We start from the raw sequence: 24480 nt of genomic DNA, 5'->3' as shown, positions 1-24480 counted from the left end.
GACCAGGGCTCGACCCCCGTACGACCCGAGCCCGACCCGTACGACCCGGACGGCCGCGAGCAGGCGGCGGCCGTCCGGGCGGACCGGGCCACCGGCCCGCACCGCACCGCCCCCCCCCCCGCCCCGCACCTGACCGAACGTCCCGAACGGAGAGGTACCCATGACACCCGCTCCCACCGAGCAGACGCCCGTTCTCATCGTCGGCGGCGCCGTGGTCGGCCTTTCGACCGCGCTGTTCCTGGCCCGCCGGGGCATCCGGCCGCTGCTCGTCGAGCGCCACCCCGACGCCCTCGGCCACCCGCGCGCCCGGATCCTCAACCCGCGCACCGTCGAGGTCTTCCGGGCCACCGGCCTGGAGGAGGAGATCTTCGCGGACCGCTCCCTCACCTCCGAGCTCAGCGAGAAGCTGATGGTCCGCGCCGAGACCCTGGCCGGCCCGGAGATGTTCTCCGCGCCCATGCAGGACGAGGCCCCCGAGCTCACCTCCGAGGTCACCCCCTGCACCTGGTGCTCCATCGACCAGGACAAGCTGGAGCGGGTCGTCGCCCGCCGCGCCGCCGAGCTCGGCGCGGAGCTGCGCTGGTCCACCGAGCTCGTCGGCTTCGAGCAGGACGCGGACGGTGTCACCGCAACCCTCCGTGACACCACGACCGGCGCCGAGTCGACCGTCCGCACCCAGTACCTGATCGGCGCCGACGGCGTCCGCAGCGCCGTGCGCGAGGCCGCCGGCATCGCCGTCGAGGGCCCCGGCACCCTGATCCACACCGTCAGCGTGGTCTTCAAGGCCGACCTCACCGAGCCGCTGCGCGGCCGCGACCTCGGCCTCGGCTACTTCGACCAGCCCGACACCGGCACCCTGCTCATGCCGCTCGACGGCTCCCGCTGGGTCTTCTACACCCCCTACCACCCCGAGCGCGGCGAGCGCATCGAGGACTTCGACGAGGCCCGCTGCGTCGAGGCCATCCGCGCCGCCATCGGCGTGCCCGACCTCGCCGTCGAGGGCCTGGAGGTCCAGGTCGAGAAGACCGGGCAGAAGATCCTCGGCTTCGAGATCTCCGCCGGGCTGGCCGAGCGCTACCGCGCGGGCCGGGTCCTCCTGGTCGGCGACGCCGCCCACACCATGCCGCCCACCGGCGCCTTCGGCGCCGCGACCGGCATCCAGGACGCCGACAACCTCGCCTGGAAGCTCGCCGCGGTCCTGCAGCGCACGGCCGGACCCGCGCTGCTCGACTCGTACGAGGCCGAGCGCCGCCCCGTCGCCCGCTTCACCATCGACTACGCGCTCGCCGAACTCCAGGAGCGCTCGCACGACCAGGACGACGACGGCCGGCCCAGCTACGCGGCGGCCATCCTCGGCCAGCTCTACCCGGCCGGCGCCCTGCTCCCGGAGGGCACCGACACCGGGGACGCCTCGGACGCCTCGGACGCCGAGGCGGCGCTGCCGCCCGCGCTCGACCCGCGCGTGCTCGGCCGGCCCGGCACCCGCGCCCCGCACACCACCGTGCGCTGCCGCGGCAAGGAACTGTCGACCCTCGACCTGTTCGGCGAGGCGCCGGTGCTCCTCACCGGCCCCGAGGGCAGCGGCTGGGAGCACGCCGCGGGACCGGCCGCGCAGCGGCTCGGCATCGATCTCGACGTCTACCGGATCGGCGGTGAGTTCGTCGCCGACCCGGCGGGGGACTGGGCCTCCCGTTACGGGGTGGACGCCGACGGCGCGGTGCTCGTGCGCCCCGACGGCTTTGTGGCCTGGCGCTCGCCCGGCGCCGCCGCCGAGCCCCAGGCCCGGCTCGAAGAGGTCCTGGCCCAGGTCCTCGACCGCGCCCCGGGCGCCTGAGCCGTAACCGACACACCCGTACCACGCGTACCACCGGCACCACCAGCAACAGATGCGTGAACCGCACGAACGGAAGGAATGACCGATGACCACTCAGGAGAAGACCTTCAGCGACGCGCTCGGCGCGACCACCACCGGACTGCTCAAGTTCGTCGGCGGCGCGTCCGAACTCACCCTCGCCGCCGAGCCCAAGGACAGCGACCACCTCTACCAGGGCAGCTTCTCCGGTCTCGTACCGGAGATCGACACCACCGGCGGCGTCGTCACCGTCCGCTACCCGCGCCGGCTGCACCCCTTCTCCGTCCGCCGGCACAGCGGCAGCCTCACCCTCCACCCCACCGTTGCCTGGGCGATCGAGGTCGACGGCGGCACCGGACGGCTCACCGCCGACCTGTCCGGCCTGGTCCTCACCCGGCTCGACCTCGGCAGCGGCGCCAGCCACGTCTCCGTCTCGCTGCCCCGGCCGCGCGGCACCGTGCGCATCCGGGTCGCCGGCGGCGTCAGCAACGTCAGCCTGCGCCGCCCCCAGGACGTCGCCGCCCGGATCGCCGTCCACGGCGGGGTCTCCCAGCTCACCTTCGACGCCCAGCACCTCGGCGCCGCCGGCGGCGGGGCCACCTTCGCCGGACCGACCTACGAGACCTCCGAGGACCGCTACGACATCGAGGTGCTCGGCGGCGCCAGCGCCCTGACCGTCGACCGGGCCTGACGGCCGTCGACCGGACCTGACGTCCCGTCACCACCCCACCCGTCGAGGGACCTGCCCGAGGGCCGTGAGCGCCCCGGGCTCGTCCCGCTGATCGGAGCAAGGAATGTATTCCAATCTCGCCATCTTCGATTTTCTCGTCTCGCTGATCCTCTTCCCGGTCTGGCTGTTGGCCGCGCTCACCGTCCGGCGGCTCGCCACCCGCCCGGACACGCGGCGGCTGCGCCGCGGGGCCCGGATCGCCGTCCCGTTCCTCCTGCTCGGTTTACTGCTCGCCGCCGGGCGGCTGCTGCTCTTCTCCCAGATGGCCGGCCTCAACTGGGCCCTGGTCGGTGACCGGCGCGCCATCACCACCCTGCTGCTGCTCCTGCCCGGCGTCCTCGCCACCCTGGTGCTCAGCCTGCCGAGGGTGTGGTCGGCGGCCCGCCGCAGCGGCCCCGAGGAGCCCACGGCCCTGGCCGCGCCGCGGATCGCCGTCCCGCCGCAGCTCGCGGCCTTCGGCGCGGCCGGCGGCTTCTTCGAGAAGTTCCTGCCGCCGGACCGTTCCGCCGCGCTCAACTACCTGGTCTACGGCCTGATCCTGGTGGCCTTCGCCGGCTGGCTGGTGTTCCGCAACCGCCGCCGGGCGGACCGGCTGACCGGCCGGACCACCGCCCCGCAGCGCACCCGCGGCCGGCGCGTCGCGGTCCGCCTCGGCACCACCGTCGTGATCCTCGGCGTGCTCGGCGCCCTGGTCACCCTCGAATCGCAGCGCAGCCGCTTCCCCGAGACCTTCTCCATGATGAAGGGCACGATGGACTACGGCGGCGGGACGACGTTCGCCGCCGACCACTCGGGCCACGGCGGAGACGCCGGACACGCCGACCACGCCGGGCACGGGTCCGCCGCCACCAACGCACTCGGCACCACGGGCACGCACGGCACCGGCCACGCGGCCGGCACGCCCGCCGCCAAGCCCGTCGGCGTGGACTCGCTCAAGGGCCCCAAGACCGGCACCCCGGACCGCCGGTTCACCCTCACCGCGCAGGAGGCCGAGCTCAAGCTGTCCTCGGGCCGCACGGTCGACGCCTGGACGTTCAACGGCCAGATCCCCGGCCCCGAACTGCGCATGAAGCAGGGCGAGCTCGTCGAGATCACCCTGGTCAACAAGCTCAAGGACACCCCGGTCAGCACCCACTGGCACGGCCTCGACGTCCCCAACGGCGAGGACGGCGTCGCCGGTGTCACCCAGGACGCCGTGGCCCCGGGCGGCACGTACACCTACCGGTTCCGCGTCAAGGAACGCGGCACCTTCTGGTACCACTCGCACCAGTCCTCCTCCGAGCAGGTGCAGCGCGGCCTCTTCGGCCCGATGATCATCGACCCGGCCGAGCAGACCCGCCCGGTCGACCAGGACGTCACCGTCCAGGCCCACTCCTGGGAGACCTCGCAGGGCGACACGCTCGCCCTCGGCACCTCCGACACCCTGGACCGCCGCACCGCCCGCCCTGGGCAGAAGATGCGCCTGCGGCTCGTCAACAGCGACATCCTGACCAGGACGTTCACCCTGACCGGCGTCCCGTACAAGGTCACCGCGATCGACGGCATGGACATCAACGAACCCGGTGAACTGACCGGCCGGCGCCTCGTGGTCGCCGGCGCCGGACGCCTCGACGTCGAGTTCACCATGCCGAACACCCCGGTCCGACTGGCCGCCGAGGACGCCCCGAACGCGGGCATCGCCTTCTCCGCCGACGGCCGGGGCAGCCTCGAACCGCGCTTCGACGGACCGGAGTTCGACAAGACCTCGTACGGCAAGCCGGCAGCCCAGCCGTTCGACGCGAACAGCCGCTTCGACCGCACCTTCGACCTGACCCTCGACGAGTGGCTGGGCTTCTACGACGGCGGCTTCGCGCTCCGCATGACCATCAACGGCAAGGTCTTCCCCGACGCCCCGATGCTCATGGTCAAGGAGGGCGAGACGATCCGCGTCCGCTTCCTCAACCGCGGCCAGGAGGACCACCCCATGCATCTGCACGGGCACCACGTCCTCGTCCTCAGCAAGGACGGCAAGCCGGTGACCGGCAGCCCGATCTGGCAGGACACCGTCCTGGTCCGCCCGGGCGAGGCCTGGGAGATCGCCTTCAAGGCCGACAACCCCGGCATCTGGATGGACCACTGCCACAACTTCACCCACGCCCAGCTCGGCATGGTCATGCACCTCGCCTACGAGAACGTCACCACCCCGTACACGGTCGGCGGCAAGAACGGCAACCGCCCCGACTAGTACGTCGGCGGGCCGGCGCCCCGGTGCCGGCCTCTCCGCGGGCGAGCCGGACCCGAGCGAGCCGGACCCGAGCGGGCTCCGAGGGCGGCCCGGTTTCCTTCCCCTTGAGAGGGAGACGGCTTCCGGCGCGTGCGCCGGGTCGCCCTCGGGCCGGGTTCGCAAGGACGCGCTCCTCCGGGCGCCCTCGGGAATCCGCCCGGGGCAGGACCGGCTCCCCGGGGGCCGGGGTGCGGCCCGGCCCCCGGCGCCGCGGGAACCTGCGACCCCTGCGCGACGGCCCGCCCCCTCGAACCGCGGCGCCCGGTACCTCCCCCGGCCGGGCGCCGCGCCCTTTCCTCCTCCCGCCCCGTCTCGTACGCGCTCCCGCGAGCGATCCTCGAGCCGTCCCCGAACCGGCGCGGCCAGATTCGGCGGGCGACCGTCCGAGACATCCGCGTCCGCAGGGAGGAACCCATGGCCGCCCCGATCAGACCGCCCGCCACCGGCGAGCGGGTCCAGGAGACCAGCACCGCCCCCGTCCCCGGCCCGGCGGCGACCCGCCCCGCCCGCCGCTCCGTCCTGCCCGGCCGGCCGCGCTGGTTCACCACGCTCTTCCTCACCGACGTCTGGGAGCGGTTCAGCTTCTACGGGATGACCGCGATCCTCGTCCTGTACGCGACGGAGGGCACCGCGCGCGGCGGCCTCGGCCTCGCCGCGGGCGACGCCGGCATCCTCTTCGGCGCCTACATGGCGGCCGTGTTCCTGTCCTCCCTGCCGGGCGGCTGGATCGGCGACCGCGTCCTCGGCGCCCAGCGGGCCGTCCTGTACGGCGGGGTCCTCATCGCCCTCGGCCATCTGACCATGGCCGTGCCCGTCACCGGCTCCGTCTACCCCGGACTGCTGCTCGTCGCCTGCGGCACCGGACTGCTCAAGCCCAACATGGCCGGGCTGCTCAGCGCGTTCTACGACCGCGAGGACCGAGCCGGGCGCGACGCCGGCTTCGCCCTCTTCTACATGAGCGTCCAGGTCAGCGCCCTGATCTCGCCGATCGTCGTGGGCCTGCTCGGCGAGGGCGTCAACTGGCACCTCGGCTTCGGCGTCGCCGCCCTCGGCATGGGGGCCGGGCTGCTCCAGTACGCCCGCGGCCTGCGGCACTTCGGCGAGGTCGGCCGTACGCCGGAGCGCGCCGCGACGCCCGCCGAACGCACCCGGGTGCTGCGGGTCGCGCTCGCCGCCGTCGCCGTGGTCGTCCTCGCGTACGGCACCGACATCGCCCTCGGCGCCTTCCGGCTGCCCCATGTCATGATCCTGGTCGGCCTGTTGGCCGTGGCGTCCCCGGCGATCTGCTTCTGGCGGCTGCTGCGCAACCCGGTCCTGACGGCCGTGGAGCGCATCCGGGTCCGTACGTACATCTGGCTGTTCCTGGTCTCGTCGGTGTTCTGGGCGCTGTTTCTGCAGGCCGGGTCCGCCTTCTCGCTGTTCGCCAAGCACGCCACCGACCGCGAGGTGTTCGGCCGCACGCTGCCCGCCAGCTGGTTCCAGTCGGCGATCCCGTTCTTCGTCCTGGTCCTCGCCCCGGTCTTCGCCTGGCTGTGGACCCGGGCCGGCGACCGGCTCTCGACGGCCACCAAGTACGCCGTCGGCATGGGCGCCGTGGCCGCCGCCTACCTGGTGATGGCCTCCGCCGCCGGGCTCGCCGCGGGCGGCGCCCAGGTGTCGCCGCTCTGGCTCCTCGTCGCCTTCCTGCTGCTCGCCGCCGGCGAGGTCTCCTTCGGCCCGGTCGGCATGAGCGCCTCCACGGCCATCGCCCCGGCGACCTTCGTCAGCCAGATGGTGGGCCTGTTCTGGCTCTCCGGCGCGCTCGGCGGCGGCATCGGCGCCAACGCCCTGAAGGCGTCCGGGGATCAGGTCCCCGGCCCCGGCTTCTTCCTCGGCCTCGCCGCCGCGGCCCTCGTCACGGGCACGGTCCTGCTGCTCCTGCGCCGTCCGCTCACCCGCCGCCTCGGCGTCTGAGCACCTTCGCCTTCGGGGCGCCTTCGCCCCCGCCGCGTCGCCTGCCTGGCTGGCGCGGGCGGGGGTTTCGCGCGCTCCCTCTCGGGAGTGGAACGGCGGGGCCAGTGGGACGCAGCGCGGCACGGCCGCGGGTGCGGGGGAGGGCGAGTCAGGAAGGTGTGGGTGCTTCCCCGTTCCCCGCGAGACGGAGGTTCGTACCCGCATGACCCCCCACCCCCACCCGAGGCCCGCGCACCGGCGCCGCCGCCGACCGGGCACCACCCGGGCCGCGGCCCTGGTCGCGTTCGGTCTTGCGGCCGCCCTCTTGCTGCCCGGCGCCGCGCTCGCGGCACCCGGAGACCTGGACCCCGCCTTCGGCACCGACGGGCGGGTCACGACGCCCGTGACCGGTTACGCGGAAGGCCACGACATCGCCCGGCAGCCCGACGGCAAACTGGTCGTCGCCGGCACCAGCGAGGCCGGATTCGTCCTCGCCCGCTACGACGAGGGCGGCGCCCTCGACCCCACCTTCGCCGGCGACGGCATCACCACCAGCGACTTCGGCGGCGGCACCCACTCCGCCAACGGCGTCGCCCTCCAGCCGGACGGCAAGATCGTCGTCGCCGGCACCACCGAAGTCCTCGGCGAGGAGGGCGGCGGCTGCTGCTTCTTCTCGGTGGCCCGCTACAACCCCGACGGTTCGCTCGACGCCGGATTCGGCGAAGCCGGGCTCGTCCGGGTCCAGGAGTTCGGCGGCTCCGCCGACGGCGCCGACGTCGCCCTGCTGCCCGACGGCCGGATCGTCGCCGCCGGAAAGGGCGGTGGCGGCGGCTTCGCGCTCGTCCGCCTCACCGAGGACGGCAGCCTCGACCCGAGCCTCGGCGGCGACGGCGCCGTCGTCGCCGGCTTCACCCCGGCCTCGCCGCAGGACGCCGGCGGCATCGCCCGCCGCATGGCCGTACAGCCCGACGGCAAGATCGTGTCCGTCGGCTACGTCGGCAGCACCGCCTTCGACATCGGCCTCGTCCGCTACAACCCCGACGGCAGCCTCGACACCGCGTTCAGCGGCGACGGCATGGTGACCGCCGACTTCGGCGGCACCGAGTTCGGCAACGACGTCGCCGTCCAGACCGACGGCAAGATCGTCGCCGCCGGCTCCGGCGGCGCCGGAGCCGCCCTGGTCCGCTACAACGCCGACGGCACCCCGGACACGGGCTTCGGCACCGCCGGCCGCACCTCGGTCGCCTTCCCCGGCGACGGCGGCTTCGCCAACGCCCTCGCCCTCCAGACCAACGGCAAGATCGTCGTCGCGGGCCGCGCCGACGACCCGAACAGCGCCGAGGCCAACGACTTCGGCGTCGCCCGCTTCCACCCCGACGGCACCCTCGACACCGGCTTCGCGGGCGACGGCTTCGCGGTCACCGGCTTCGGCGACTTCGACGAGGCCCGCGCCGTCCTCGTCCAGCCCGACGGCAAGACCGTCGCGGCCGGTTACGGCGCCGGCTACGCCCTGGCCCTCGCCCGCTACCAGGGCGGCGACGACACCCCGCCGCCCCCGCCGCCGACCCCGCAGGCCGACCTGGCGGTCACCGAGACCGGCCCCGCCACCGTCAGCATCGGCGACCGCGCCACGTACACCGTGACCGTCACCAACTCGGCGAGCTCCACCGCCACGGCCACCGGCGTCACCCTCACCGACACCCTCTCCGGCGCCGGCGTGACCCTGACCTCCGCCACCCCCTCCCAGGGCAGCTGCACCACCACCGCGACCGGCGCCACCTGCGCCCTCGGCTCGCTCGCCGCCGGCGCGAGCGCCACCGTCACCGTCACGGCCGAGCCCCGCACCACCGGCACCCTCACCCGGACGGCCACCGCGAGCGCCACCGAGCAGGACCCGGCCACCGGCAACAACACCGCCACCGGGACCACGTCGGTCAACAACGCCCGCGGCTGCACCATCGTCGGCACCAGCGGCACGGACACCCTCACCGGCACCTACGGCAACGACGTGATCTGCGCGCTCGGCGGCAACGACACCGTCCGCGCCGGCTACGGCGCCGACACCGTCCACGGCGGCTACGGCAACGACAACATCGACGGCGGCTTCGGCGACGACAGCCTGAACGGTGACCAGGGCAACGACACCCTGACCGGCTACTACGGCAACGACCGCCTCACCACCACCGACGGCGTCTCCGCCAACGACACCGCCAACGGCGGCTACGGCGTCGACTCCTGCACCACCGACCCCGGCGACATCCGCATCAGCTGCCCGTAACCCCTCTCGATCCAGCGGCACCCGGCCCCCGGCCCCCGGTCCTCGCTCTGCGGACCGGGGGCCGCGGCGCGTACGGGCCTCAGCCCCGCCGGGGCGTCGTCAGCAGCCACCGCCAGCGCGGCAGTTCCGTCACCAGCGTCGTCGCGGCCAGCACGGACACGACGACCGCCGCCCAGACCGGCCACGCGAGCCACGCCGACACCACGGCGGCCACCAGCTGGAGCAGCACCAGCAGAATCGTCACCGCGCCCGGCGCCGGCACCATCACCTGCGCCTTGTCGCCCGGCGTGGCGAAGACCGTGGGCAGGCCGATCAGCACGACGATCGAGACCACGGCCAAGAGCCACGACGTCCCGGCCAGCGCCCACGGCGTCGCCACCCAGGCGACGAGCTCGGTCGCGAACCGGAAGACGGAGGCGCGCCGGTCGTCCGGTCTCCCGTCAGATCTCTCATACGGTCGGTTCATCAGATCCCCCCCAGGGTCGCGGTCCGCAGCGGGAGATCATAAGGCGGCCGGAGCCGAAACGAGTGAGACGGTTCGTGTCGGTGTTGGGCCGAACGGGTGAGTAACGGGAGGATGGGCGCATGAGTAGGTACGAGAGGTACGACGTCACCGACGAGCAGTGGGAGGGCCTGGCGCAGGTCGTGCCCCTGCGCGGTCGGGACGAATGGCCGTCCAGGGTGGACCACCGCACGATCCCCGACCAGTACGGAGCCGCCGAGAACCGCCGCATGGTCGTGCTGCGGGTGCAGGTGTTCGCCGATGCCCGCGAGGTCGCCGAGTACCTCATCGCCCAGATCCCCGTGCTGCTCGATCTCACCAGCGCGGACACCGAGGTCGCCAAGCGCATCCTCGACTTCAGCAGCGGTGTCGTCTTCGGACTCGGCAGCGGCATGCACCGCGTCGACCGCAACGTCTTCCTGCTCGCCCCGGCCGGCACTGAGGTCGAGGGCGCCGCGGACGAGAACGCCGGGGACCTGGAGGCGGGGGCGGTCCCCCGTTCGTAGGAAGGTCGTTCAGCCGTAACGGTTCGGCGTACGGGCGGCTGCGTACGGTCCGGGCATGACCACCACCGGCGGCACCGCCCCCGACCGCACGTACCGCCCGCAGGCCCGGCCGTCCGGGTTCGTCCCCGCGCAGGGCCGCACCCGCGGCCCCGACCGGATCGTCAGGACCGCCCTCGCGGCCCCCGCCCCGGCCCCCGCCGCGGCCCCCGCCCGGCCCTTCGTCACCGAACTGCGGCTCTCCGCCTTCGGACCGCACCGCGGCACCCTGCTGCCGCTCGGCCCCGTCACCCTGCTGCGCGGGCCGAGCGGCAGCGGCAAGAGCACCGCCCTGGTCGCCTACGAGGCACTGGCACGGCTCGCCTCCGGCGCGGGTCTCGCCGAGGCTTTTCCGGACGCCGCGGACCACGTCCCCGAACGCTCCCGGCCCGACCGGCAGGGGCGGCGCGGCTTCCGCATCGGATGCACCGTCGACGGCCCCGCCGGACCCGTCGCCCTCGACCTCGCCGTCCAGGTCGAACCCGAACTGCGCATCGCCGGCGAACGCCTCACCAGCCGGGGCCGCACCCTCCTCGCCACCGCGCTCCGCGACCCCGGACGCGGCACCGTGCACGCCGAATGGCACACCGCCGGCAGCACGAAGGTCACCCGCGCCCCGCTCCCCGACGATCTCCTCGCCACCGCCCTCCTCCCGCTCCGCGTCGCCGGGCGCACCCCGGGCCAGCGCGATGTCCTCGCCGCCGCCGAGCAGGTCGTCGTCGGACTCCGCTCGGTCTTCCCCTGCGACCCGCGACCGCGCCGGATGCGCGAACCCGCACCGATCGGCGCGAGTCCCGGCCGGCTGCGCGGTGACTGCCGCAACCTCGCCGAAGTGCTGCACCGCACCGCCACCGAATGCCCCCGCCGGCACGCCCGGCTCGCCGCGTTCGCCGCCGCCGGCTGCGCGGGCCCGGTCACCGGTCTCGGATTACGGGAGTCGGTGGACGGCTCCCTCGTCCAGGCCGTCCTGGAGCGCACCGCCCGCGGGACGGCCCCCGCCACCCCGTTCGGCCGCCTCGGCGACGGCGAACTGCGCTACCTCGCCCTCGGGCTCGTCCTGCTCACCGGGCCCGCGGTGCTCACGGTCGACCCGGTCGACGAGGTCCCGCAGGCCATGCAGACCCTCACCGTCCTCGCCGACGGCCTCGACCGCGGACTCGACGCCCGGCAGGTGCGCGCCCTGCTCGCCCTGGCCGGCGAGATCTGCGGGTCCGGCCATCTGCGCCTCGTGGCGACGTCTTCGGCGACAGCTTCGGGTTCGGCATCGGCTTCGGCTCCGGCTTCGGAGGCACCGGTGGGGCCGGAGGTGCCCGGGGTGACGGTGGTAGACCTGGGGCGTGACCGAACATGATGTGCCCGGACTCCAGCGCCGCCTCGCGGAGTTCGCCGCCGCCCGCGACTGGCAGCCCTACCACACGCCGAAGAACCTGGCCGCGGCGCTGAGCGTCGAGGCCGCCGAACTCCTGGAGATCTTCCAGTGGTCGACCCCCGAGGAGGCCGCCCGGGTGATGACCGACCCGGACAGCGCGCACCGGGTCCGCGACGAGGTCGCCGACGTCCTCGCCTATCTGCTGCAGTTCTGCGAGGTGTTGGGGATCGATCCGCTGGAGGCCCTCTCGGCCAAGATCGACCGCAACGAGCTCCGCTTCCCGCCGCGCCGGGGCCCGTCAGGGCCCGCCGGCGGGACCGATCGTCACTCTTCGGAGTGATCGGGTTTTCCCCAACGAGATTCCTGTCCACAGATTTCCGAATTCCCCTGGTGTTTGGGCTCAGGCCGTCTCACGCTGGGTAATGGAATGAATGAGCGGTAAGTCCGGGGAACGGGGGCGGCGTTGATGGAAGCGGAGAGGTTGATCGCGACGGGGCGGCACGCGCTGGCCGAAAGCCGGGTGGCGCTGGACATCGTGGCGGAGGCCTGGCAGGCCCAGACCCTCGCCCAGGCGATAGGGAGTCATCTCGCGCTCTGCGGGCCGATGGAGCTGCGGAGCGAGGCGCGGGGACTGAGTGAGATAGGGGGCGGACGCGCAGTGGTGGAGCACCCGGCCCTCCGCACCGGCGGGCCGCGCGCCGCGCAGCTCACCACCCTCGGGGACGCCCGCGCGGCCCTGACCGCGCTCGGCGCGCTTCTGGGCGAGGTCGGCATCGCCCTGGTCGGGGTGGCCTGTGCCACCGACGAGGAGGGGCTCTACTGGCAGTGCATCGAGGCCATCGACGCGGCCGACGAGGCGGGCGACCGGGTCCGCGCCATGCTCCGCCGCCTCGCGGTGCGGGAGCGCGAACGTGAGCGGGACCGCCCGCCCGACCCGGCCCGCGGCCGGGCGGGCCCGGGCCCGCGCTGAGCGCCCCCGGCCGTCAGGCCGGCGTGTCCTCGGGCCGGCCGGCCGAGGACTGGAGGTCGGCGTCGAGTTGGGAGAGGTCGGCGGTCAGCGCCGCCATCAGTTCCTCCATCTGCTGCAGCAGCCCCTTCGGGGCGCCACCCGACGGCCCCTGCGACGGCAGGGGCTGCTCCGGCGCGGCTTCCTGGGACATGGCGGCCTCCTCGGCCCGGGGCCCCTCCCTACGGAGAGGGCCACAAGAGAGCGACGCACCGGCAACATCCGCCGGCACGCGGGCCGGGCGGTCCGGCTCCGCCCGAGCCAACGACGCCCGCCCGGCCCCGGTCACTGGCCCGGCCGGACGCCGCCCGTCAAGTGGACGGATATTCACCCGACCGTGCCGACGGAGATCATCCGCTGACGAATCGGTTGACGGAGGGAGGGGGAGGCCCCCGGCGGGGCCCGGGAGGTACCGTGCTGGTGGGAGCCGTGGTCCGGGCGGTTTCCGAGCTGGGACGACGCCGCTGGGGTGAGCCGATGAGACCCGAACGCACGCTGGCCGCCGCCCTCGCCGAGGGCACGCTCGTCCTCGACGGCGGGCTCTCCAACCAGCTGGAGGCGCAGGGCTGCGATTTGTCCGACGCGCTGTGGTCGGCGCGGCTGCTCGCCGACGCGCCGCAGCAGATAGAGGCGGCGCACGCGGCCTATGTACGGGCCGGAGCCCAGGTGCTCATCACCTCCAGCTACCAGGCCACCTTCGAGGGCTTCGCCCGGCGCGGCCTCGGGCACGCCGAGACGGCGCGGCTGCTCGAACGCAGCGTCGCGCTCGCCCGGGAGGCGGGTGAGCGGACGGACCGCGAGGTGTGGGTGGCGGCCTCCGTCGGGCCGTACGGGGCGATGCTCGCCGACGGCAGCGAGTACCGCGGGCGGTACGGGCTCTCGATCGCCGAGCTGGAGCGCTTCCACCGCCCCCGCGTCGAGGTCCTCGCCGAGGCCGGGGCCGACCTGCTGGCCCTGGAGACGGTGCCGGACGTGGACGAGGCCGAGGCCCTGCTGCGGGCCGCCGGCCGGTGCGGGGTGCCCGTGTGGCTCTCGTACACGGTCAGCGGGGTGCACACCCGGGCCGGGCAGCGGCTGGAGACCGCCTTCGGTCTCGCCGAGGGGATCGACCAGGTGGTGGCGGTCGGCGTGAACTGCTGCGACCCGGACGACGCCGGGCCCGCCGCGGAGATCGCCGCCGCGGCGACCGGCAAGCCGGTGGTCGTCTACCCCAACAGCGGCGAGCGCTGGGACGCCGGCACCCGTCGCTGGCACGGCGGCGCCACCTTCACCACCGCCACGACCTCCGCCTGGCGCGCCGCCGGCGCCCGCCTCGTCGGCGGCTGCTGCCGGGTCGGCCCCACCGCGATCGCCGCCCTGGCCGCCGAGCTCGCGACGGAGCCGTAGCAGGGACAGCGGCGACGGGGACCCGGCGGGCACGAAATACGTTGTGACGGGGCGGCGCGAAAGGTCATCCTTGAACGCATGTTCCTGACGATCAGCACCACCGGCACCGCCGAGAAACCCGCCACTGACCTGGGCTTTCTGCTGCACAAGCATCCCGGGAAGGCGCAGTCCTTCTCGACCTCGCACGGCACCGCGCACGTCCTCTACCCCGAGGCCGGCGCGGAGCGGTGCACGGCCGCGCTGCTGCTCGACGTGGACCCCGTGGCGCTGGTGCGCCGCGGCAAGGGGAAGGGCCGGGGCGGCGCCCCGGACGCGGCCCTCGCGCAGTACGTGAACGACCGCCCGTACGCCGCCTCCTCGCTGCTCGCCGTCGCGCTCGCCAAGGTCTTCAAGAGCGCCCTGCACGGCAGCTGCGCCGCCCTGCCGGAGCGGGCCGCCGAACCGCTGCCGCTGCGCATCGAGGTGCCGGCGCTGCCCGCCCGGGGCGGCGCGGAGCTGGTGACCCGGCTGTTCGGGCCGCTCGGCTGGACGCGCGTGACCGCCGAACCGGTCGCGCTCGACCCGGAGTTCCCGGCCTGGGGCGACTCCCGCTACGTACGGCTCGTCCTGGAGGGCGAGCTGCGGCTCGCCGACGCCCTCAACCAGCTGTACGTGCTGCTCCCGGTGCTCGACGACGCCAAGCACTACTGGGTCGCGCCGGACGAGGTGGACAAGCTGCTGCGCGCCGGTGACGGCTGGCTCGCCGACCACCCCGACCGCGCCCTCATCACCAGCCGCTATCTGTCCCGCCGTTGGGGCCTGACCCGGGCGGCCACCGAGCGCCTGGAACTGGTCCGGCTCGCCGAGGCGGACGGCCTGGACGTCGAGGACGTCGACAACGCGGTCGACGAGACCACCGACACCGACGAGAAGCCCGTGCCGCTCGCCGAGCAGCGCCGCGCGGCGATCCTCGGCGCGCTGCGCGCCGCCGACGCCGCCCGCGTGCTCGACCTCGGCTGCGGCCAGGGCCAGCTGGTGCAGGCGCTGCTCAAGGACGTGCGGTTCACCGAGGTCGTCGGCGTGGACGTGTCCGCCCGCGCCCTCTCGGTCGCCGCGCGCCGGCTGCGCCTGGAGCGGATGGGCGAGCGGCAGGCCGCCCGCGTGAAGCTGCTCCAGGGCTCCCTCACGTACACCGACAAGCGGCTGACCGGCTACGACGCGGCCGTGCTCAGCGAGGTGATCGAGCACCTCGACCTGCCCCGGCTGCCCGCCCTCGAATACGCGGTGTTCGGCGCCGCCCGGCCCCGCACGGTGGTCGTGACCACCCCGAACGTCGAGTACAACGTGCGCTGGGAGTCGCTGCCCGCCGGGCACGTCCGGCACAGCGACCACCGCTTCGAGTGGAACCGGGCCGAGTTCCGGGAGTGGGCGGCGGCCGTGGGGGAGCGGTACGGCTACGAGGTCGCGCTCCTGCCCGTGGGCCCGGACGACCCGGAGGTCGGCCCGCCCACGCAGATGGCCGTCCTCACCCGTGACGACAACGACAACACCGCGCGCAACGCCGACATCACGAAGGAGGACGCGGCATGACCGACGACGACACCACCGCCAGCAGCAATCCGAAGACCGGGCGTGTCCTGCCCGTCACCGATCTCTCCCTCGTGGTCCTGGTCGGAGCGACCGGCTCCGGCAAGTCGACCTTCGCGCGGCGCCACTTCAAGCCGACCGAGATCGTCTCCTCCGACTTCTGCCGCGGGCTCGTCGCCGACGACGAGAACGACCAGAGCGCCAGCAAGGACGCCTTCGACGTCCTCCACTTCATCGCCGGAAAGCGGCTCGCCGCCGGACGCCTGACCGTCGTCGACGCCACCAATGTGCAGCGCGAGGCGCGCCGGCAGCTCGTGCAGCTCGCCCGCGAGCACGACGTGCTGCCGATCGCGATCGTCCTCGACCTGCCCGAGAACGTGTGCGCCGCGCGCAACGCGGCCCGCCCCGACCGTGCGGACATGCCCGGCCACGTCATCCAGCGGCACCGTCGCGAGCTGCGCCGCTCGCTGAAGGGCCTGGAGCGCGAGGGCTTCCGCAAGGTGCACGTGCTGCGCAGCGTGGCGGAGGTGGACGCGGCCGAGGTCGTCCTGGAGAAGCGGTTCAACGATCTGCGGCACCTCACCGGCCCGTTCGACATCATCGGCGACGTGCACGGCTGCCGCTCCGAGCTGGAGACGCTGCTCGCGAAGCTGGGCTATGTGGACGGGCACCACCCGGAGGGCCGGACCGCTGTCTTCGTCGGCGACCTGGTCGACCGCGGCCCCGACAGCCCGGGCGTGCTGCGCCGCGTGATGGGCATGGTGGCGGCCGGGGACGCGCTGTGCGTGCCCGGAAACCACGAGAACAAGCTCGGGCGCTGGCTGCACGGCCGCAAGGTGCAGCAGACGCACGGACTCGCCGAGACGATCGAGCAGCTGGAGCGCGAGCCGGAGGAGTTCAGGGCCGAGGTCGCGGCCTTCGTCGACGGCCTGGTCAGCCACTACCTCCTCGACGGGGGCCGGCTGGTGGTCTGCCACGCCGGTCTGCCGGAGAAGTACCACGGCCGCACCTCGGGGCGGGTGCGTTCGCACGCGCTGTACGGGGACACCACCGGCGAGACCGACGAGTTCGGGCTGCCGGTGCGCTACCCGTGGGCCGAGGACTACCGGGGCCGGGCGACCGTGGTCTACGGCCACACCCCGGTGCCGAACACCTCGTGGATCAACAACACGATCTGCCTCGACACGGGTGCCGTGTTCGGCGGGAAGATGACCGCGCTGCGCTGGCCGGAGCGCGAGCTCGTCGACGTACCGGCGGAGCGGGTCTGGTACGAGCCGGCCAAGCCGCTCGCGCCCGAGGCGCCCGGCGGGCACCAGGGCCGGCCGCTGGACCTCGCCGACGTGCACGGCCGCCGGATCGTGGAGACGCGCCTGATGGGCAATGTCGCCGTGCGCGAGGAGAACGCGGCGGCCGCCCTGGAGGTGATGAGCCGCTTCGCGATCGACCCGCGGCTGCTCACGTACCTCCCGCCGACCATGGCGCCGACCGCCACGTCCAGGGCAGAAGGCTTCCTGGAGCACCCGGCGGAGGCGTTCGCGCAGTACGCGGCCGACGGGGTCGGGCGGGTCGTGTGCGAGGAGAAGCACATGGGGTCGCGGGCCGTCGTGCTCGTCTGCAAGGACGCGGCGGTGGCGGCGGAACGATTCGGCGTGGCCGCCGGCGACGGGGTGACCGGCGTCGTGCACACCCGCACCGGCCGGCCCTTCTTCGACGACCGGGCGACCACCGAGCAGGTGCTCGCGCGGCTGCGGGCGGCCGTCGGCGCCACCGGGCTGTGGGAGGAGCTCGACACGGACTGGCTGCTGCTCGACGGCGAGCTGATGCCGTGGTCGCTGAAGTCGGCCGGACTGCTGCGCTCGCAGTACGCGGCGGTCGGCGCGGCCTCCCGGGCGGTCTTCCCCGGCGCGCTGGGGGCGCTCGAACAGGCGGCCGCACGCGGGGTGCCGGGCGTGGACGCGCTGCTCGGCCGGCAGCGGGAGAGGGCGGCGGACGCGGCGGCGTTCACCGACGCGTACCGGCGCTACTGCTGGCCGACCGAGGGCCTGGAGGGCGTGCGGTTCGCACCGTTCCAGGTGCTCGCGGCGCAGGGGCGCTCGCTGGCCGCCGTACCGCACGACGAGCAGTTGGCCTGGCTCGACCGGCTGGTCGAGCACGACCCGACCGGCCTGCTCCAGGTCACCCGGCGGCTCGTGGTCGACCCGGCCGACGAGGCCTCCGTACGGGCCGGTGTCGACTGGTGGCTGGAACTGACCGCGGCCGGCGGCGAGGGCATGGTCGTCAAGCCGCTCGCGGCCATGGCCACCGGCAAGGACGGGCGGCCGGTGCAGCCGGGCGTCAAGGTCCGCGGCCGGGAGTACCTGCGGATCATCTACGGCCCGGAGTACACCCGTCCGGACAACCTGGAGCGGCTGCGGAACCGGTTCCTCGGCCACAAGCGCTCGCTCGCCCTGCGCGAGTACGCGCTCGGTCTTGAGGCGCTCGACCGGCTGGCCGCGGGGGAGCCGCTGTGGCGGGTCCACGAGGCCGTGTTCGCGGTCCTCGCCCTGGAGTCGGAGCCGGTCGACCCGCGGCTCTGAGCCGGTCGGCCCACGGTTCCGAGCCGGTCGGGCCGCGGTTCCGAGCCGGCCGGACCCGGGCTCCGCGGACCCCTTCGTTCCGAAGGGGTCCGCGGCCGGTCACAGGCAGGACACAGGGGGCGCAAGGGGGCGGAAATCAGCGCTCCCTTGCGCCCCTCGTGTCCGCCCCCACCCGCGTTGACGTGATTCTTCGGGTGGGCCTAGCGTTCTTCACCCCACGGAGTGACGCAGCGTCAACAATGTGACTCTGGTTGCTCGTTGATGTGGGAACAAGCACGCGAATGCGCGAAGTCGTGCGGGGGTGTGAGCGACCGTTGAGTCTTTTCGGCCAGGACCGGTCCTTCCTGCACGCCCTCCCCGCGGCCGACCGCCGCGCGCTGCTCGCGGAGGGCGCCCCGCGCACCTACGAACCCGGTGACGTGATGATCCGGGAGCGGGACACCACCGCGTTCGTCCTCGCCCTGCTCTCCGGCTGGTCGGTCGTCTCGGTCGGCACCGAACGCGGCGCCCGGCTGATCCTGGCGCTGCGCGGGGCCGGCGAGGTGGTCGGCGACCTCGCGGCCGTCGACCGCCGGCCGCGCAGCGCCACCGTCACCGCGCTCGGCCGGGTCGAGGCCGTCGCGATCTCCGGCGACCGGTTCCGGCGCTTCCTCGCCGCCCGGCCGCACGCCACCTCGCTGATCATGCGCCAGCTCGCCACCCGACTGCGCAGCGCCGACGTCGAGCGCCGCTCGCTGGCCTCCGAAACCGTCCTCCAGCGGCTCGCCGCCCGGCTCGTCGAACTCGCCGAACGGGCGGGCCGGCGCGCCGAGTCCGGCACCGTACTCGAACTGCCGCTGCCCCAGCACGATCTGGCGGCGGCCATCGGGGCGACCCGCGAAGCCGTGGCCAAGGCGCTGCGGCTGCTGCGCGAGCAAGGGGTCGTCCGCACCGCCCAACGCACCGTGGTCGTCGTCGACATGTCCCTGCTCGTGCTGCTCGCGCAGGGGCGCGCACACCCCGGCGCACATTCGTCGGACAAACAACCCCCGGCTGTGTAAACGGCTACATCGCCCTGGTGCGAAAGCAGCCACGCTGGACCCGTGACCACCACCAAGGCCAGGGCGCGGGGCGGCAAGGGCCCTTGACCTCCGCACGACGGAACCGCCTGAACGACATCAGAGGAGTCCGAGTGACCAGTACGGGAGCCAGCACGGGAGCGGATGTGGGGGCGAGCGCGGGTGCCCTCCACCGGCTCGTCGTCTTCGGGGACGTCGTCGGCTCCGGGCGCCTCGGCATGGACGAGAAACGGCTCGTCCGGGCCGCCATGTACGAGGCCTTCGGAGAGGCGTACGCCTCCGTCGGCGTCGAGCCCGGCACCGTGCACCAGGAGGACCGCGGCGACGGCATCCTCGCCGCGCTCCGCCCGGACGTGCCCCCGGCCCTCATGGTCGGACGCTGGATCGCCACCCTGCACGCCGTCCTGCGCGCGTACAACGCCCTCCACGGAGGCGGGGGAGCGGGGAGCGGGAGCGGCGGCGGGAGCGGGGGTGGGGGCCGGAGGCTGCGGCTGCGGGTCGGCATGAACGCCGGGCTCGTCCTCGACGACGGGCGCGGCCTGGTCGGGCGGGCCGTGGACCTGGCCTGCCGGCTGTGCGACAGCGCGCCCGCCCGCCAGGTGATGACGGAGGCCCCTGAGGTCGATCTGCTGATCGTCGTCTCGGACTCGCTCTACCGGAACGTGGTGATCGAGGGCGGCCGTTTCGTCGAGCCGGACCGCTACCGGCGGGCCCCGGTGGTGGCCAAGGAGACCCACGAGGACGCCTGGTTCCACGTGCCGGGCCTGCCCGAGCCGCCCGCCCTGGCCGGCGCCCCGCGCGCCGCCGCGCCGGGACCGCGGCCGGACGGGTCACCACAGACCGGCGGTGGGCCGTCGCGGGGGGACGGCTCACCGCCCGGCACCGCCGAGCCCAGGCCCAAGGCCCCTGCTGGAAGCAGGACGTTCACGGCGGGCCGCGACATCCAGGTGATCGAGGCCACCACGATCCACGGCCCGATCACCGGCATCCGCAACGAGACGCGGGACGGGGAGCGGGACGGTACGAGGGGCGGGGAGCCGGGCGGGTCGGCGCGTCCGGGGGCGCGCGACGGGGGCTCGCGCGGGCGCACGGGTGACGACGTGCCGGAGGAGGAGTGGGAGCCGGACTGGGACGACGAGGACCCGGACGCCGACGACTCGTACGCCGGCGTCCCTGAGGAGCGGCGCGAGCACACGTACGGCGAGGGCGGCGGCCACCAGGACGGCGGGCGGGAGGAGCGGGCATGAGCGACGACGACCTCGACCACGGCGGCGGTGCGGCACCCGACGCGGAGCCCAAGGCCGACGAGGCCCAGGGAGGCACCCCTGGGACGCCGTCGACGACCGGCGACGGCCCGTCCGGCGACGCGGCCCGGGAGCCGAATCCCTTCGACCGGGCCGACCGCAGCCCGCTCGGCGGCGCGGGCACCACCGGCGGCGCCGGGACCGCGCGCGCCGCGCGCCGCTCCCTGGGGCAGGGCTCGCCGGGCGACCACCGCACGGCCGCCGGCCGCGACGCCCACGTCCACTACGGCGACCGGTACGAGCTGCTGCTCGGCGACCGTCCGCACTTCGTGCAGGGCGCGGTCCCGGCCGAGACCCTCGACCACCTCGACGACGTGTACTGCGAGACGGACGGCTACCAGCGCATGAAGGACCGGCTGCGCAGCCACCGCGTCCTGGTGCTGTGCGGCGAGCCGGGCAGCGGCCGCACCGCCACCGCCCTCGCGCTGCTCGCCGAGCAGACCGGGCGGCGGGTCCACCGGCTCGACCCCCGGCACGGGGTCGACGAGATCACCGCCGACGCCCTCCACGAGAAGGCCGGCCACCTCCTCGAACACCGCCCGGACGATGTCGTCCGCGCCGAGGACGGGCGCCGCCACGGCCGGGGCGGCGAGCGCGGCGAACCGGCCCGGCGCCCTCCGGTGCGCCTGTCCGAGCTGCACCTCGACCGCTTCGCCGACCTGCTCCGCGGCGTCGACGGCTACGCGGTGGTCGTCCTCGGCAACGGCGACCTGGCCGACCGGCTGCTGCGCGGCCGGTACGGGATGTACTGCGCGCCGCCGCCCGCCGCCGACGTCCTCCACCGCCATCTGCGGCTGCTGCTGCGCGGCGCGCCCGAGGAGGCCACGGCCGAGGCCCGGGCCCTCGCGGTCCGCGCCGACGTCGTCGACGCCCTCGGCCTGGAGGAGCTGCGGCCGCGCGAGGCCGCCCAGCTCGCCGACCACCTCGCCGGACACCGCCGCGGCACCCTCACCGACGAGCAACTCCTCGCGGAGTGCGCCTCCTTCGTACGGGCCCAGGCCCGCGACTGGTTCGCGGGTGCGGACCGGCCCGGCACCCTGCCCGAGGCCCTGCCGCTGCTCAACGCCGCCGCCTTTCGGATCGCCGTGGCCGTCTTCGACGGCTCCGCCTACAGCATCGCCACCGAGGCCGCCGAGCTCCTCGCCTGGGAGCTCGCCGTCACCCTCGACCCCGAACACCCGGCGGGACGGCGCCTGTTCGGCACCCACGCCGAGCACCGGCCGGTGCTCGCCCGGTCCGTCCTGGAGGACGGCGAGCTCGACCTCGGCCGGGCCAAGGTGCCGGTGCGCGCCGTCCGCTTCCAGGGCACGGCGCTCGCCACCGCCGTCCTCGCCGAGGTCTGGCACGGCTACCACAACGTGCGCGGACCGGTCGCCCGCTGGCTGCGCGGCCTGTGCGACGACCCCCGCCCCGAGGTGTGGGTGCGGGCCTCCATCGCGGCCGGAGTGCTCTGTTCCTGGGACTGGATCCACGGCTACCACGAACTGGTCGCGCCGCTCGCCGGCACCGACGACCCGGTGGCCCGGATGGCGGCGGCGACCGCCCTCGCCGAGGCGGCCCGCGACCCCGAGGTGCGGCCCGCCGTCGCCGCCACCCTCAAGGACTGGGCCGCCTCGGACGACCCGCAGCTGCGCGACACCGCGCTGCTCACCCATGGCTACGAGTACGCGGCCGGCGGCCTGCGCGGCTCGCTCGACGCCGTCGCCCGCGTCGTCCGCGAGCAGGAGCCGACCGACTTCGACGTCCTCGTGCCGGCCTCGTTCAGCGTCACCCGGCTGCTCGCCTCCGGCGACCCCGATCCGGTCCTTCGCCGGATGCGGCGCTGGCTCGCCGACGGGCGGCAGAACCTGGCCAACCTCGTGCACCTGACCGTGATCCGCAGCCTCACCACCCGCACCACCTATCTGTGGGGCCTGCGGGACGTCCCCGAACTCGACGAGCACGCCGCCCGGCCGCTGATGGTCGCGCTGCTCGCGACCCGGCCCGACCTCGCCCCGGTCCTCGGCGGGCTGCTGCGGCACAGCCTCGTCACCGCGAGGGCGGGCGAGGCCGCCCTCGACGGCCTGGGCAGCCTGCTGCGCCGAGCCGCCAAGGACCCCACCGCCCTCGACCTCGTCTGCGGGCTGCTGCCCCTGATCTCCGTCGAGCGCCGCGACCGGGACCGGCTCCGCGGGCTTCTCAACGACCTGGTACGGGACCGGGACCGGCCCCTGGACAAGAGCGCGGCGCGCCGCATGTGGGACGCCGTCGCGGAAGGAGCGCACCGATGAACGGGCCGCAGGAGGAGGGGCAGGTCCGCCGCGAGCCGGACGGCCTGCGCGAGCGCCGCGAGCGGCGGGCGGACCCCGCCCAGGAGCGGAAGTCGCCGGCACCGGCGGCGGGCGGAGCCGAGGCGGGGGACGGCTCGGGCACCGGGCCGCTCGGACCGCTGCTGCGCGAGAGCGCGCCCCCGTACCGCCGCACCAGCGGACAGATCGCGGCGGTCCTGCTCTACCGCAACGGCGGGCACCGGATCGTGTGGCCGGACCGGACGGACGACGTCGACAAGCCGCTGCTCCGCCCCCCGTACACCGTCTTCGAGGTGCAACTGGGCCGCAACATCACCGAGTTCGCGCTGCGGCTGCCCGCCGCCGGCGACGGCTCCTGGTTCGACGTCCGGGTCCGGATCCAGTGGACGGTCGAGGACCCCTACCTCGTGGTCCGCGAACAGGCGTGGAACGTGGCCGAGCTGCTGCACGACGACCTGCTCGACGGGCTGCGCTCGCTGTCCCGCCGCTTCCGGCTCACCGAGGCCCAGCGCGCCGACGAGGCCGTCCGGGACGAACTGGCCTCCGGCCGGCTCGTCATCGGCCGGGACATCGGACTGCGCACCCAGGTCTACGTCTTCTTCGACCTGGCCGAGCAGACCAGGATCGAGGTGGCCCGGGGCGACCAGGCCGGCGTCGCCAGCGGCTCCGACGCCCGGGTCGCCGAGCGCGAACTGCGCCAGGAGGCGTGGGACCGCAAGCGGATCGAGGCCCGCGCCGAGGCGCTGATGGCCGTCTTCCGGAGCGGTGACCTGGCCCAGATCGCCCACCACATGGCGAGCAACCCCGATCGGGAATGGGAGATCCGCACCCAGCTCCAGCGCGAGAAGCGCGAGGGCCAGGCGGACCTGCTCACCGTCTTCACCAAGCTCCTCGACGCGGGCGTGCTCGAACGCCACGAGATCGACGAGCAGGCCTTCCAGGTCCTGCAGCATCTGCGCGGCTCCACCGGCGCCATCCTCGGCGGCGTTGCCTCCCAGGTCCTGGACGGCGACCGCGGCTCCGGCCGGCGCGCCCTGGAGCCCGCCCGGCCCGAGCCCGCCGCGCCCCACTGGGACGACGAGCCCGCGCCGGAGGCGGCGCCCCAGGACCGGCGGATCTACGAGCCGACCGACGTCCGGCCCGCGTCCGGGCCCGATCCGTACGACGACCCGTACGACGCCCGCGACCGCGACCGCCACGACGCTCCCCGCTCCCAGCCGAGCGACGCGTTCGACGACTGGGACGACGAATGAGCACCCCGACCGGGGGCACCGCCCCCACGCCCGTACCCGAGCCCGCACCCGTACCCGCACCCGCGGCGACCCCGGCCCGCCCCGCCCGTCCCGCCGAGGCGCCGGAGCCGGGCGAACTGCGGCGGATGGCCGAGCAGTTGCTGACCACCGTCCGCGAGGACATCGGCCGTGCCGACACCAAGGCCGCGATCCTGCTGTCCGGCGCGCTCGCCTTCCTCGCGATCGTCTTCTCCCGCGACCACGGCCCGCTGCCCGGCGGCGCCGGCCGCGTCCTGCTCGTCGCCGCCGGAGCGCTGTGGACCGCCGGCGTGCTGATGCTGGTCTCCGTCGTGCTGCCCCGCACCCGGCCCGGCGCCGAACGCACCCTGCTCCGCACGCTCGTCTCCGGCACCTCGGCGGACGCCCTGCGCACCCGCCTGGAGGCCGCAGGACCGGACGCCACCGGCTGGCTCCTGGACCAGGCGAGCGTCCACGGCCTCGTCCTCGCCGCCAAGTACCGATGGCTGCGGCTGGGCGTCGCCGCCCTCGTGCTCGGCGCCCTCCTGGCCCTCCTCAGCGAACTGTGGTGACACGCC

The 24480-nt window shown here is 74.7% G+C and carries 19 protein-coding genes; 17 read left to right on the top strand and 2 right to left on the bottom strand.

Annotation, left to right across the window (positions count from 1 at the left end; all coding sequences use genetic code 11):
- Positions 1 to 160: 160 nt before the first annotated feature.
- From KV205_RS33590 to KV205_RS33570, 5 genes are all read left to right on the top strand, one after another.
- Positions 161 to 1834: an FAD-dependent monooxygenase gene (locus tag KV205_RS33590; protein WP_265868719.1), complete on the top strand. Its 1674-nt coding sequence runs from the start codon at positions 161 to 163 to the stop codon at positions 1832 to 1834.
- An 85-nt stretch (positions 1835 to 1919) separates the two neighbouring features.
- Positions 1920 to 2543, top strand: coding sequence for a hypothetical protein (locus KV205_RS33585; RefSeq protein WP_265868718.1), 624 nt, complete (start codon positions 1920 to 1922; stop codon positions 2541 to 2543).
- 103 nt (positions 2544 to 2646) lie between these two features.
- On the top strand, positions 2647 to 4806 hold the full coding sequence (locus tag KV205_RS33580; RefSeq protein ID WP_265868717.1) for a multicopper oxidase family protein: 2160 nt from the start codon (positions 2647 to 2649) through the stop codon (positions 4804 to 4806).
- Positions 4807 to 5259: 453 nt separating this feature from the next.
- A complete protein-coding gene (locus tag KV205_RS33575; RefSeq protein ID WP_265868716.1) occupies positions 5260 to 6798 on the top strand; it encodes a peptide MFS transporter in 1539 nt (512 codons plus the stop codon).
- Between the two features lie 202 nt (positions 6799 to 7000).
- Positions 7001 to 9055: a CARDB domain-containing protein gene (locus KV205_RS33570; RefSeq protein ID WP_265868714.1), complete on the top strand. Its 2055-nt coding sequence runs from the start codon at positions 7001 to 7003 to the stop codon at positions 9053 to 9055.
- Between the two features lie 79 nt (positions 9056 to 9134).
- Here the strand turns inward: KV205_RS33570 and KV205_RS33565 are convergent, their stop codons facing one another.
- Entirely contained in the window at positions 9135 to 9521 is a 387-nt protein-coding gene (locus tag KV205_RS33565) for a hypothetical protein (protein WP_265868713.1), read from the bottom strand.
- Positions 9522 to 9640: 119 nt separating this feature from the next.
- Here KV205_RS33565 and KV205_RS33560 point away from each other — a divergent pair, with 119 nt between their 5' ends.
- The 4 genes from KV205_RS33560 (at position 9641) to KV205_RS33545 (ending at position 12438) form a co-directional block, all read left to right on the top strand.
- The gene (locus tag KV205_RS33560; protein WP_265868712.1) at positions 9641 to 10063 is read left to right on the top strand and encodes a cell division protein SepF; all 423 of its coding nucleotides are present in this window, start codon (positions 9641 to 9643) and stop codon (positions 10061 to 10063) included.
- Between the two features lie 55 nt (positions 10064 to 10118).
- The gene (locus KV205_RS33555) at positions 10119 to 11450 is read left to right on the top strand and encodes an ATP-binding protein (protein WP_265868711.1); all 1332 of its coding nucleotides are present in this window, start codon (positions 10119 to 10121) and stop codon (positions 11448 to 11450) included.
- Positions 11437 to 11808, top strand: a complete 372-nt coding sequence (locus tag KV205_RS33550) for a nucleotide pyrophosphohydrolase (RefSeq protein WP_265868710.1) — start codon at positions 11437 to 11439, stop codon at positions 11806 to 11808. Before KV205_RS33555 ends, KV205_RS33550 begins: the two co-directional genes overlap by 14 nt.
- A 126-nt stretch (positions 11809 to 11934) precedes the next feature.
- A complete protein-coding gene (locus KV205_RS33545; RefSeq protein WP_265868709.1) occupies positions 11935 to 12438 on the top strand; it encodes a DUF6099 family protein in 504 nt (167 codons plus the stop codon).
- A 13-nt stretch (positions 12439 to 12451) separates the two neighbouring features.
- Here the strand turns inward: KV205_RS33545 and KV205_RS33540 are convergent, their stop codons facing one another.
- Entirely contained in the window at positions 12452 to 12628 is a 177-nt protein-coding gene (locus KV205_RS33540) for a hypothetical protein (RefSeq protein WP_265868708.1), read from the bottom strand.
- A gap of 323 nt (positions 12629 to 12951) precedes the next feature.
- On the opposite strand from KV205_RS33540, the gene mmuM reads away from it, so the two are divergent.
- The 8 genes from mmuM to KV205_RS33500 all read left to right on the top strand — a co-directional run bounded on the left by mmuM (position 12952) and on the right by KV205_RS33500 (position 24474).
- A complete protein-coding gene (gene mmuM / locus KV205_RS33535) occupies positions 12952 to 13860 on the top strand; it encodes a homocysteine S-methyltransferase (RefSeq protein WP_265868707.1) in 909 nt (302 codons plus the stop codon).
- Positions 13861 to 13938: 78 nt separating this feature from the next.
- A complete protein-coding gene (locus KV205_RS33530) occupies positions 13939 to 15429 on the top strand; it encodes a 3' terminal RNA ribose 2'-O-methyltransferase Hen1 (RefSeq protein WP_265868706.1) in 1491 nt (496 codons plus the stop codon).
- Entirely contained in the window at positions 15426 to 18002 is a 2577-nt protein-coding gene (locus tag KV205_RS33525; protein ID WP_265868705.1) for a polynucleotide kinase-phosphatase, read from the top strand. The genes KV205_RS33530 and KV205_RS33525 overlap by 4 nt, the downstream gene beginning before the upstream one ends.
- Positions 18003 to 18316: 314 nt before the next feature.
- Positions 18317 to 19042 carry a Crp/Fnr family transcriptional regulator gene (locus KV205_RS33520; protein ID WP_265868703.1) on the top strand — a complete coding sequence of 242 codons (726 nt, stop codon included), beginning with the start codon at positions 18317 to 18319 and terminating at the stop codon, positions 19040 to 19042.
- Between the two features lie 131 nt (positions 19043 to 19173).
- Positions 19174 to 20307, top strand: a complete 1134-nt coding sequence (locus KV205_RS33515) for a hypothetical protein (RefSeq protein WP_265868702.1) — start codon at positions 19174 to 19176, stop codon at positions 20305 to 20307.
- Positions 20304 to 22634 (top strand): hypothetical protein, encoded by a 2331-nt coding sequence (locus tag KV205_RS33510; protein WP_265868701.1) that lies wholly within the window; start codon positions 20304 to 20306, stop codon positions 22632 to 22634. The genes KV205_RS33515 and KV205_RS33510 overlap by 4 nt, the downstream gene beginning before the upstream one ends.
- Positions 22631 to 23905 carry a hypothetical protein gene (locus KV205_RS33505; protein WP_265868700.1) on the top strand — a complete coding sequence of 425 codons (1275 nt, stop codon included), beginning with the start codon at positions 22631 to 22633 and terminating at the stop codon, positions 23903 to 23905. The genes KV205_RS33510 and KV205_RS33505 overlap by 4 nt, the downstream gene beginning before the upstream one ends.
- Positions 23902 to 24474: a Pycsar system effector family protein gene (locus KV205_RS33500; RefSeq protein WP_265868699.1), complete on the top strand. Its 573-nt coding sequence runs from the start codon at positions 23902 to 23904 to the stop codon at positions 24472 to 24474. Before KV205_RS33505 ends, KV205_RS33500 begins: the two co-directional genes overlap by 4 nt.
- The last annotated feature ends 6 nt before the right edge of the window (positions 24475 to 24480 follow it).

Source organism: Streptomyces sp. SKN60 (genome assembly GCF_026236535.1).
In the GTDB taxonomy this organism is placed as follows: Bacteria; Actinomycetota; Actinomycetes; order Streptomycetales; family Streptomycetaceae; genus Streptomyces.
This window is presented reverse-complemented; position numbering and strand designations above follow the sequence as displayed.

Bases quoted from the DNA above. Each gene is read 5' to 3' on its own strand.
- KV205_RS33575 (WP_265868716.1), top strand. From the start codon at position 5,260: ATGGCCGCCCCGATCAGACCGCCCGCCACCGGCGAGCGGGTCCAGGAG.
- KV205_RS33545 (WP_265868709.1), top strand. From the start codon at position 11,935: ATGGAAGCGGAGAGGTTGATCGCGACGGGGCGGCACGCGCTGGCCGAA.
- KV205_RS33510 (WP_265868701.1), top strand. From the start codon at position 20,304: ATGAGCGACGACGACCTCGACCACGGCGGCGGTGCGGCACCCGACGCG.
- KV205_RS33555 (WP_265868711.1), top strand. From the start codon at position 10,119: ATGACCACCACCGGCGGCACCGCCCCCGACCGCACGTACCGCCCGCAG.
- KV205_RS33570 (WP_265868714.1), top strand. From the start codon at position 7,001: ATGACCCCCCACCCCCACCCGAGGCCCGCGCACCGGCGCCGCCGCCGA.
- KV205_RS33530 (WP_265868706.1), top strand. From the start codon at position 13,939: ATGTTCCTGACGATCAGCACCACCGGCACCGCCGAGAAACCCGCCACT.
- KV205_RS33585 (WP_265868718.1), top strand. From the start codon at position 1,920: ATGACCACTCAGGAGAAGACCTTCAGCGACGCGCTCGGCGCGACCACC.
- KV205_RS33560 (WP_265868712.1), top strand. From the start codon at position 9,641: ATGAGTAGGTACGAGAGGTACGACGTCACCGACGAGCAGTGGGAGGGC.
- KV205_RS33580 (WP_265868717.1), top strand. From the start codon at position 2,647: ATGTATTCCAATCTCGCCATCTTCGATTTTCTCGTCTCGCTGATCCTC.
- KV205_RS33500 (WP_265868699.1), top strand. From the start codon at position 23,902: ATGAGCACCCCGACCGGGGGCACCGCCCCCACGCCCGTACCCGAGCCC.
- KV205_RS33505 (WP_265868700.1), top strand. From the start codon at position 22,631: ATGAACGGGCCGCAGGAGGAGGGGCAGGTCCGCCGCGAGCCGGACGGC.
- KV205_RS33565 (WP_265868713.1), bottom strand. From the start codon at position 9,521: ATGAACCGACCGTATGAGAGATCTGACGGGAGACCGGACGACCGGCGC.
- mmuM (WP_265868707.1), top strand. From the start codon at position 12,952: ATGAGACCCGAACGCACGCTGGCCGCCGCCCTCGCCGAGGGCACGCTC.
- KV205_RS33540 (WP_265868708.1), bottom strand. From the start codon at position 12,628: ATGTCCCAGGAAGCCGCGCCGGAGCAGCCCCTGCCGTCGCAGGGGCCG.
- KV205_RS33590 (WP_265868719.1), top strand. From the start codon at position 161: ATGACACCCGCTCCCACCGAGCAGACGCCCGTTCTCATCGTCGGCGGC.
- KV205_RS33525 (WP_265868705.1), top strand. From the start codon at position 15,426: ATGACCGACGACGACACCACCGCCAGCAGCAATCCGAAGACCGGGCGT.